Consider the following 9258-nt stretch of genomic DNA (forward strand, 5'->3'; position numbering starts at 1 on the left):
GTGCGGCGCCCTGAACGGCATCGGGTACCCGCCCCGAGGCGACCCCGAGATGACGGGGTGCCCACCCCCTAGGTGAGGGAGTCGATCCAGAGCTCTAGGCGGCGGGCTTCGGTGGTCATGAGGTCCGGGTCGCGGAAGGTGTTGGTGAGCAGCGAGATGCCCTGGTAGGCGGCGAGCAGGGCGACCGCGAGTTCGCGGGCGTCGGTGCGGCCCATCGCGCGGAACTGCAGTTCGGTCCAGTCGAGCAGGACCCGCATGACCTGGGCGATGGACTGGTCGAGTCCGTCGGCGCGCTTGTCGAGTTCCGAGGCGAGGGTGCCGGTGGGGCAGCCGTACCGGGCCGTGAGGTCGCGCTGTTCGGCCCAGCCGTTCACCAGGGCCTTCAACCGGTCCTGTGGGGCGGGGAGTCCGTCGAGCGCGTCGATCAGGCCCCGGAGGTTCTGGGCGTGGGCGTCGATCGCGGCCTCGACGAGCTGGTCCTTGGTCTTGAAGTAGTAGTAGACGTTGCCCACCGGGACGTCCGCCGCCTGGGCGATGTCCGCGAGCGTGGTCTGGGCGATGCCCTGCTCGTGGAGCACCTGGGCCGCGGCGGCCGCCAGCCGCTCCCGCTTGCCGGACGTCCGCCGGGCCTTCTTTGAGTCAGTCACCTGACTGACTGTAGACGGATGGGTGGCGGGCGGCTATGGTCAGAAGTGAGTCAGCCAGCTAACTAACTAATTTCAGGGGGAGCCGTGATCGTGGTGACGGGTGCGACGGGCAATGTCGGACGGGAGCTCGTGCGGATCCTGGTCGCGGCGGGCGAGCAGGTGACCGCCGTGTCCAGGGGGCCCGCGGAAGTGCCCGACGGGGTTCGCCACCATCAGGCCGACCTCGGCGTACCGGAGGGGCTGCGGCCCGCTCTCGAAGGCGCGGACGCGTTGTTCCTGCTCGTCGCCGGCGATGACCCCCAGGGCATCCTCGACCGGGCACGGGCGGCCGGGGTCGGACGGGTCGTTCTGCTCTCCTCCCAAGGCGTCGGCACCCGCCCCGAGGTCTACCGGCACCCCGCCGGGTTCGAGGCGGCCGTCCGCCGGTCCGGCCTGGACTGGACGGTCCTGCGTTCCGGCGGCCTGAACTCCAACGCCTTCGCCTGGGCCGAGACGATCCGTACGCGGCGCACGGCCACCGCACCCTTCGCGGACATCGGGCTGCCGACCGTCGACCCGGCGGACGTCGCCGAGGTCGCGGCCGCCGTCCTGCGCGAACCCGGCCACACCGGCAGGACCTACGAGCTCACCGGACCTGCCCTGACCACCCCGCGGGAGCGGGCAGCGGCGATGGGCGCGGCCCTGGGCGAGCCCGTGCGGTTCGTCGAGCAGACCCGCGAGGAGGCCCGCGCCCAGATGTCGGCCTTCATGCCCGAGCCCGTCGTGGAGGGCACCCTTGCGATCCTCGGTGCACCCCTGCCGGCCGAACGGGCGCCGAGCCCCGCGGTGGAGCGGATACTCGGCCGCCCTCCCCGGCCCTTCGCCGACTGGGCGGCACGCTCCGCCCCGGCCTTCCGCTGACCGCCGCCGCGCCCCACCACCGGACAGGATCCGCCATGCCCGTACAGCCCGTACTCGACTCGACGATCTCCTACCGGGAGCTCGGCACCGGTACCCCGATGGTCTTCCTGCACGGCAACCCCACCTCCTCCCACCTGTGGCGCAAGGTCCTTCCGGCCGTCGGCGACCGGGGCCGGCGACTGGCCCCGGACCTGATCGGCATGGGGGAGTCGGGAAAACCCGACATCGACTACACCTTCGCCGACCACGCCCGTTACCTCGACGCCTGGTTCGACGCCCTCGGGCTGGACGGCGTACTGCTCGTCGGCCACGACTGGGGCGGCGCACTCGCCTTCGACTGGGCCTCCCGCCACCCCGGGCGGGTACGCGGCATCGCCTTCACCGAGACCATCGTCAAGCCGATGTCCTGGGAGGAGTTCCCCGAGGGCGGGCGCCCGCTGTTCGAGGCGATCAAGACGCCCGGGGTGGGCGAGGCGATGATCCTCGACGACAACGCCTTCATCCGACAGGCACTGCCCGGCACCGTCGCCCTCCCCCTCGACGCGGCCGACCTGGCCGTATACGGCCGGCCGTACCCCACCAGGGAGAGCCGCCGACCGCTGCTCCAGTGGCCGCGCTCGATGCCGCTCGGCGGCGAACCCGCCGATGTCGTGGCCCGGGTGGAGGCCTACGACGCGTGGCTGGCGACCAGCGGGGAGATACCGAAGCTGCTGCTCACCTTCGCCCCCGGACCCGGGGTCATGATGGGACCGGACGTGATCGACTGGTGCGCGGAGCACATCGCCGGCCTGGAGATGGCCCACCACGACCTGCCCGCCGGCCACCACACCCCGGAGGACCAGCCCCTCGCGCTGGCCGCGACCGTCGCCGCCTGGGCCGACAAGCACGGCCTCCGCTAGGCCGGGCGGGACTACTGCACGCTGAACTCGTGCGGGTGGGCCGGGTCCTGGGGGCAGGCGAAGATGTTGAGCTTGCCGTGGTTACCGACGACCACCCCGGTCGGGCTCTGCGCCTGGTCCTCCGGCCGCTCCTCCAGCGGGATCCAGCTCGTGCCGTCGGACTGCCACTCGCGCGTGGCGACCGTCAGCAGCAGCTCCGTCGCGGAGCCGCAGGTGCGGCAGTCCAGCGTCCCCGGCCCGGTGAGGTTCCACGCGGCGTGCCCGCCGGCCTTCCAGCCCGGGGCGATGGACAGGTCGCACTGGTAGCTCGGAAAGGCGTCGCCGTCACCCTCGGTCTCGTCGGCCTCGTAGGCGGCCTCCTCCTGGGCGCCCTCCCACTCCTCGACGAGTTCGCCGAGAGCCCCGGTGAGCAGCTCGATGTACGGGTACTCGGCGACCTGCTCCGGGTGCAGCACGCAGGGGCTGGGCACATAGCCGTCGAAGCCGACGGCACCGGGCGCCGGCTGCTCGGTCAGGACCTCGCGCACCTCCGCGGCACGGCGCCACCGCAGGTGCACGTACATGCCGGCGCCCGTGGGCCCGTGGGCGTCGAAGGGGCACCAGAACACCTGGAGGAGATCGCCGCCGTCCGGACCGGCGGGCAGGTCGGGCACGTCCCGGCCGTAGAGCTGGGCCACGGCGAGCAGCGGCCGGGGGCCGGCCGCGGACGGGCCGCGCCCGTGCGGGGCCTCGCACACCGGCCACGGCTCGTCGGCCGGCCACAGCAGCGGCCCGCCGACGTGGCTGTCGCGCACCCCGGGCGACCCGGCGCGCGGGTGCAGCCGGGTCGTCGTACGGCGGTGGGCGGCCAGTTCGGGGAAGAGGGCCTCCACGTCCAGGGGGCGCGGCGGAGTGGTGAGGCGCATGGCGCCGAATCTACAAGGACGCCGGCATCGCCCCCGTCCGGGCCAGCCGGGCGTACCAGTGCGCGCTGGAGCGCGGGGTGCGGGCCTGGGTCTCGTAGTCGACGTGGACGATGCCGAAGCGCTTGCTGTAGCCGTAGGACCATTCGAAGTTGTCCATCAGCGACCACAGGAAGTAGCCCCCCACCGGGGCGCCGTCCGCCAGGGCGCGGTGGAGGGCGGCGAGATGGGCCTCCAGGTAGTCGATCCGCGCCGGGTCGTGCAGGTCCGGGGCGTACGCCGCGCCGTTCTCGGTGACCAGCAGCGGCAGGCCGGGCGCCTCGCGGGTGAAGCGCATCAGCAGGTCGTACAGGCCCGTCGGGTCGATGGACCAGCCCATGTCGGTCCGGTCCCCCGGCGGTTGGTGGAAGGCCACCGCGTCCGCCGCCGGCCAGGGGGAGTGCGCCGTCGCCCCGTGGCCGTCGGCGCGCGGGCCGGCGCCGCCGGGGGCCGCCGAAACCACCGTCGGGGTGTAGTAGTTCACGCCGAGGAAGTCCAACGGCTGGTGGATCAGCGCCTCGTCGCCCGGGCGGAGGAAGGACCAGTCGGTGAGCGCCCCGGTGTCCGCGAGGAGGTCCTGCGGATAGGCGCCGTGCAGCAGCGGCCCGGTGAAGATCCGGTTGGCCAGGGCGTCGATACGGCGCTGCGCGTCCAGGTCGGCCGCCGAGCCGGTCAGCGGCCGCACCGCGCTGGGGTTGAGCGCGATCCCCACCCGCGCCGAGGCGGGCAGCGCGGCGGCGGCCATCCCGTGGGCCAGGTTCAGGTGGTGCGCGGCGCGCAGCGAGTCGGCGGGGGAGGTGCGGCCCGGGGCGTGCACCCCGGAGGCGTAGCCGAGGAAGGCGCTGCACCAGGGCTCGTTGAGCGTGGTCCACAGCTCCACCCGGTCGGCCAGCACCTGCGCGACCTGCGCCGCGTACTCCGCGAAGGCGTAGGCCGTCTCCCGCTCCGGCCAGCCCCCGGCGGCCTCCAGCTCCTGCGGCAGGTCCCAGTGGTAGAGGGTCACGCAGGGCTGGATCCCGTGGGAGAGCAGCTCGTCCACGAGCGCGTCGTAGAAGCCGATCCCGCCGGAGCGCACCCGCGGCCAGGACACCGAGAAGCGGTACGCCCCGAGCCCCAGCTCGCCCATCAGCCGGACGTCCTGCCGCCACAGCCGGTGGTGGTCGACCGCCACCTCGCCCGTGTGCCCGCCGTGCACCTTGCCCGGGGTGGCGCAGAACGTGTCCCAGATCGAGGGGCCGCGCGAGGCGGCCGCGCCCTCGATCTGGAAGGCGGCCGTGGCCGCACCCCACAGGAATCCGTCCGGGAACCGCAGTTCCAGCGTGTCCGTCGTGTCCGTCGCGTTCGTTGGCGTGTCCGTCAACCCTTCACAGCTCCCTGCATGATGCCGCCGACGATCTGGCGGCCGAAGACGAGGAACACCAGCAGCAGCGGGAGCGTGCCCAGCAGCGCGCCCGCCATGATCACCGACTGGTCGGGGATGTAGCCCCGGCCCAGCCCGGTCAGGGCCACCTGCACCGTCGGGCTGCCGTTCTGGGTCAGCGCGACGATCGGCCAGAAGAAGTCGTTCCAGGCCATGACGAAGGTCAGCATGGCCAGCACCGCCATCGCCGGCCGGGCCGCCGGGAACACCACGTGCCACACGATCCGCAGCGAGCTCGCCCCGTCCGTGCGCGCCGCCTCCACCAGCTCCACCGGCAGGGACTGCACCAGGTACTGGCGCATGAAGAACACCCCGAAGGCGGAGACCAGCGTCGGCAGGATCACCGCCTGGAGCCGGTCGGTCCACGACAGCTGCGCGATCAGCATGTACAGCGGGACCACGCTCAGCTGCGGCGGGATCAGCATCGTCCCGACCACCAGCGCCATCAGCAGCCGGCGCCCCCGGAAGCGGAGCCTGGCGAAGGCGAAGCCCGCCAGCGTGGAGAACACCACCGTGCCGGCCGCGACCGTGCCCGCCACGACCACGGTGTTCAGCAGGGCCGTGCCCATGTTGGCGTCGGTCCAGGCCACCTGGAGGTTGCGCCCCAGGTTCCCGCCGAACCAGAAGGGCGGCGGGGTCTGCGCCAGGCGGGTACTGCTCCGGGAGGCCGCGACGGCCGTCCACAGCAGCGGGAAGAGCGAGCCCGCGGTGAACAGGGCAAGCACCACGTACGTGAGCCGGCCCGCGCGCAGTGATCTCATCGGGATCCCTCCCGTCCGCGCAGCAGCCGCGCCGCGCCCGCGATGACCAGCAGGATCAGGAACATCGCCCACGCGATCGCCGAGGCCCGCCCCAGGTGCAGGTTCACCCAGCCCTGCTCGTACAGGTACAGCCCCAGCGTCTGGAACTGGTGGTCCGAGCCGCCCGTCGCGCCCGCCCCGCCGTTGAACAGCAGCGGCTCGCCGAACAGCTGCGTCGCCCCGATCGTCGACACCACGCAGGTGAAGAAGATCGTCGGCCGCAGCGAGGGCACGGTCACGTGCCGGAACTGCTGCCACCGCGAGGCCCCGTCCAGCGCCGCGGACTCGTACAGCTCGCCCGGCACCGCCTGCATGGCCGCCAGGTAGATCAGCGCGTTGTAGCCCGTCCACCGCCAGATCACGATGGTGGACACCGCCAACTGCGAGGCGAAGGTGCCGTTCTGCCAGTCCACCGCGTCGAAGCCGACCGCCGACAGGGCCCAGTTGACCATCCCGTAGTCCCGGCCGAAGAGCAGTACGAAGACGAGCGTGGCGGCCGCCACCGAGGTCGCGTACGGGGTGAGCACCGCGACCCGGAAGAAGGCGGAGCCGCGCACCTTGTAGTTCAGCAGATGGGCCAGGCCCAGCGCGATCGCCAGCTGCGGCACCGTGGACAGCAGCCCGATCGTCACGGTGTTGCGCAGCGCGTTCCAGAAGAACGCGTCGTCCCACAGCCGGGTGAAGTTCCTCAGCCCCACCCACGTCATGGAGTCCGGATCGGTCAGCTCCACCTGGTGCAGCGCCGCCCAGCCCGTGTACAGCAGCGGGAACAGCCCGAAAGCGGCGAAGAAGAGGAAGAAGGGCGCCACGAAGGCGTACGGGCTCCAGCGCAGGTCCCACCGGTAGCGGCGGGAGCGCCACACCTGGCGCCGGCCGCCCCCCTCCGCCGCAGGCCGTTGCGCGCCGGCGGCGGAGGGGGACAGGACGGCCGTCTCGTCAGTCATCGGCGAGCACCGGCCCTCACCGGTCCAGGGCGTTGTCGATCGCCTTCACCGCGGCGTCCCAGCCCTCCTGCGGCGTACGGCCCTTCTGGTCGACCTGGAGCATCCCGATGTCCGCCAGGTTCTGCGCGATCACCAGGTCCTTCGGGCCGACCACCGTCACCGGCACGCCCTCCGCGGCCTTCGCGAAGATCTCGCCGATCGGGGCCCCGCCGAAGTAGTCGTGCTTCGCGCCCGAGACCGACGGCAGCTTGTACGCGGCGCTCGCGCTCGGGAAGCTGCCCCGCTTCTCGAAGAGCTTCGCCTGCTGCGCCGGCGCCGTCAGCCAGGCGGCCAGCTTCGCCGCCTCCTCCGCGTGCTTGCCCGCCTTCGGCACCACCAGGAAGGAGCCGCCCCAGTTGCTCGGCTTCGGCGCCTGCGCCACGTCCCACTTGTCCTTGCCCGACGGGCCCGCCTTGTCCTGGATGTAGCCGAGCATCCAGGCCGGGCAGGAGACCGTCGCGAACGAGCCGTTGGCGAAGCCCTGGTCCCAGGCCGGGGTGAACTGCTGGAGCCTGGCGCTCAGCCCCTCGCCGGCGAAGGAGGCCGCAAGGTCGAAGGCCCCGCGCACCGCCGGGTTGGTCTTGTAGACGACCTCGCCCCGCTCGTCGTAGAACCGCTGGGCGCTGCTCCCGGTCACCGCCGCCATCACACCCGACGCGGAGTCCACGAAGGCCTTCCCCTCGCCCGCCTTCGCCTTGTACGCCTTGCCCGCCTCCAGGTACTTGTTCCAGTCGCCCGCCCACAGCGCCCCGACCGCCGCCCGGTCGGTGGGCAGCCCGGCCGCCTCGAAGAGGTCCTTGCGGTAGCAGATGCCCTGCGGCCCGATGTCGGTGCCGAGACCGACCGTGGCCCCGCCCTTCGCCACGCTCGCCGTGCCCTGCGCCCACTTCCAGGGCAGGTAGGCGGCCTTGTCCACGCCCGGCGCCTTGCCCAGGTCGACCAGCTTGTCGGCCTGGGTGGCGGTGATCTCGGCGATGTTGTTGACCTCGACGGCCTGGATGTCGGCGAGCCCGCTGCCGGTGCCCAGGTGGGTGAGGAGCTGGGGGTAGTAGTTCTCGTTCCGCTCGATGGAGGTCTGCTCGATCCGGATCCCGGGATTCTGCACCATGTACTCGTCGTAGAGCCCGGCCTCCTGGAGGCCGAAGGCCCCGAAGACCCCGACGGTGAGGGTGGTCTGCGCCTTCCCGTCCGCGGGGGCGCCCTTCTCGGGGGACTCGGCCGGATCCTGTGCGCACCCCGCGAGCAGCAGGGCCGTCGCGCCGAGCAGACCGGCCGTGGTGACGAGTTTTCTTCGGGCTCGCATCTGAGTCCTCCCTGAGGGACGGAACGTGCCGGGTGTCGTGTGACACAGTGTGGGAGCGCTCCCATCGTCGTCAAGAGGTAGATTCACAACCGGGAGGAAGCCATGAACGGTCAAGGGCGCGGCGGGGGACGGCCGACCCTGGAGGAGGTCGCGGCGCGCGCCGGAGTCGGGCGCGGCACCGTCTCCCGGGTGATCAACGGGTCCTCCAAGGTCAGCGAGCACACCAGGGCCGCCGTCGAGGCGGCCGTCGCCGAGCTGGGGTACGTGCCCAACCGGGCCGCCCGGGCGCTGGCCGCCAACCGCACCGACGCCATCGCCCTCGTGATCCCCGAGCCGGAGGCCCGCTTCTTCGCCGAGCCGTACTTCTCCGACGTGGTCCGCGGGGTCGGCGCCGCCCTCGCCGAGACCGACGTCCAGCTCGTCCTCACCCTGGCGGGCAGCGACCGCGAGCGCCGCCGCCTCTCCCAGTACCTGTCCGGGCACCGCGTCGACGGGGTGCTCCTCGTCTCCGTCCACGCCGGGGACCCGCTGCCGGACCTGCTGGCCGAGCTCGGCATCCCGACGGTGATCAGCGGCCGCCGCTCCGCGGCGGAGACCCTGCCCAGCGTGGACTCCGACAACCTGGCCGGCGCGGCCGAGGCCGTACGCCACCTCCTCGGCCGGGGCCGGCGCGCGATCGCCACGATCACCGGACCGCTGGACGTCTACGGCGCCCAGTGCCGCCTGGACGGCTACCGGCAGGCCCTGGCGGCCGCCGGACACCCCGTCGACGAGCAGCTGATCGCGGTCGGCGACTTCACCGAGGAGGGCGGCCGCCGGGCCATGCGCGAGCTGCTGGAGCGCCGCCCCGCGCTCGACGCCGTCTTCGCCGCCTCCGACGTCATGGCGGCGGGCGCCCGGCTGGAGCTGCGCACGGCCGGGCGGCGGATACCGCAGGACGTGGCGCTGGTCGGCTTCGACGACTCGGTCGTGGCCCGGCACATGGACCCGCCGCTGACCAGCGTCCGGCAGCCGATCGAGGAGATGGGCCGCACCATGGCGCGGCTGCTGCTGGACAGGATCCGCCAGGGGAGCGCGGCGGAGCCGGGCGAGGCTGCCGTCGTCCTGCCCAACCGCCTGGTGGTCCGGGAATCCTCGTAAAACGCAGAAGGCCCCGGTCCGCTTTCGCGAACCGGGGCCTTCTCATCAGGGTGAGTGACGGGACTTGAACCCGCGGCCACCTGGACCACAACCAGGTGCTCTACCAACTGAGCTACACCCACCATGTCCGGTCGGAAAACCGACCGGCCGAAGAAAAGGGTACAGGGTCCGGGAGGGTGCTCGCTCCCCCCTTCTCTCCCGCCCCCCTCCCCGGTCCTCCCGCGC

The 9258-nt window shown here is 72.7% G+C and carries 9 protein-coding genes and 1 tRNA gene; 3 read left to right on the forward strand and 7 right to left on the reverse strand.

What is annotated here, in order from left to right:
• Positions 1 to 68 precede the first annotated feature (68 nt).
• Entirely contained in the window at positions 69 to 647 is a 579-nt protein-coding gene (locus ACFWBN_RS12450; RefSeq protein ID WP_385174829.1) for a TetR/AcrR family transcriptional regulator, read from the reverse strand.
• Between the two features lie 84 nt (positions 648 to 731).
• On the opposite strand from ACFWBN_RS12450, the gene ACFWBN_RS12455 reads away from it, so the two are divergent.
• Positions 732 to 1547, forward strand: a complete 816-nt coding sequence (locus tag ACFWBN_RS12455) for an SDR family oxidoreductase (protein ID WP_385174833.1) — start codon at positions 732 to 734, stop codon at positions 1545 to 1547.
• Between the two features lie 35 nt (positions 1548 to 1582).
• Positions 1583 to 2446, forward strand: coding sequence for a haloalkane dehalogenase (locus ACFWBN_RS12460; RefSeq protein WP_385174836.1), 864 nt, complete (start codon positions 1583 to 1585; stop codon positions 2444 to 2446).
• An 11-nt stretch (positions 2447 to 2457) separates the two neighbouring features.
• On the opposite strand, the gene ACFWBN_RS12465 is transcribed toward ACFWBN_RS12460, so the two are convergent.
• From ACFWBN_RS12465 to ACFWBN_RS12485, 5 genes are read right to left on the reverse strand one after another with little or no spacing between them, the layout of a single operon-like run.
• Positions 2458 to 3351: a hypothetical protein gene (locus ACFWBN_RS12465; RefSeq protein WP_385174838.1), complete on the reverse strand. Its 894-nt coding sequence runs from the start codon at positions 3349 to 3351 to the stop codon at positions 2458 to 2460.
• Positions 3352 to 3361: 10 nt separating this feature from the next.
• Positions 3362 to 4747: a GH1 family beta-glucosidase gene (locus ACFWBN_RS12470; RefSeq protein ID WP_385174841.1), complete on the reverse strand. Its 1386-nt coding sequence runs from the start codon at positions 4745 to 4747 to the stop codon at positions 3362 to 3364.
• On the reverse strand, positions 4744 to 5568 hold the full coding sequence (locus ACFWBN_RS12475; protein WP_385174844.1) for a carbohydrate ABC transporter permease: 825 nt from the start codon (positions 5566 to 5568) through the stop codon (positions 4744 to 4746). Before ACFWBN_RS12475 ends, ACFWBN_RS12470 begins: the two co-directional genes overlap by 4 nt.
• Positions 5565 to 6551, reverse strand: coding sequence for a carbohydrate ABC transporter permease (locus tag ACFWBN_RS12480; RefSeq protein WP_385174847.1), 987 nt, complete (start codon positions 6549 to 6551; stop codon positions 5565 to 5567). The genes ACFWBN_RS12475 and ACFWBN_RS12480 overlap by 4 nt, the downstream gene beginning before the upstream one ends.
• Before the next feature lie 16 nt (positions 6552 to 6567).
• Positions 6568 to 7893 (reverse strand): extracellular solute-binding protein, encoded by a 1326-nt coding sequence (locus ACFWBN_RS12485; protein ID WP_385174850.1) that lies wholly within the window; start codon positions 7891 to 7893, stop codon positions 6568 to 6570.
• A 102-nt stretch (positions 7894 to 7995) separates the two neighbouring features.
• Here ACFWBN_RS12485 and ACFWBN_RS12490 point away from each other — a divergent pair, with 102 nt between their 5' ends.
• On the forward strand, positions 7996 to 9033 hold the full coding sequence (locus ACFWBN_RS12490) for a LacI family DNA-binding transcriptional regulator (RefSeq protein WP_385174853.1): 1038 nt from the start codon (positions 7996 to 7998) through the stop codon (positions 9031 to 9033).
• Positions 9034 to 9082: 49 nt separating this feature from the next.
• On the opposite strand, the gene ACFWBN_RS12495 is transcribed toward ACFWBN_RS12490, so the two are convergent.
• Positions 9083 to 9155, reverse strand: a tRNA-His gene (locus tag ACFWBN_RS12495).
• Between the last annotated feature and the right edge of the window lie 103 nt (positions 9156 to 9258).

It is taken from the genome of Streptomyces sp. NPDC059989 (assembly GCF_042736975.1).
Taxonomy (GTDB): Bacteria; Actinomycetota; Actinomycetes; order Streptomycetales; family Streptomycetaceae; genus Streptomyces.

What these genes read in the sequence shown, in the direction of transcription:
- ACFWBN_RS12460 (WP_385174836.1), top strand. Translation starts at nt 1,583, where the DNA reads ATGCCCGTACAGCCCGTACTCGACTCGACGATCTCCTACCGGGAGCTC.
- ACFWBN_RS12465 (WP_385174838.1), bottom strand. Translation starts at nt 3,351, where the DNA reads ATGCGCCTCACCACTCCGCCGCGCCCCCTGGACGTGGAGGCCCTCTTC.
- ACFWBN_RS12475 (WP_385174844.1), bottom strand. Translation starts at nt 5,568, where the DNA reads ATGAGATCACTGCGCGCGGGCCGGCTCACGTACGTGGTGCTTGCCCTG.
- ACFWBN_RS12480 (WP_385174847.1), bottom strand. Translation starts at nt 6,551, where the DNA reads ATGACTGACGAGACGGCCGTCCTGTCCCCCTCCGCCGCCGGCGCGCAA.
- ACFWBN_RS12485 (WP_385174850.1), bottom strand. Translation starts at nt 7,893, where the DNA reads ATGCGAGCCCGAAGAAAACTCGTCACCACGGCCGGTCTGCTCGGCGCG.
- ACFWBN_RS12490 (WP_385174853.1), top strand. Translation starts at nt 7,996, where the DNA reads ATGAACGGTCAAGGGCGCGGCGGGGGACGGCCGACCCTGGAGGAGGTC.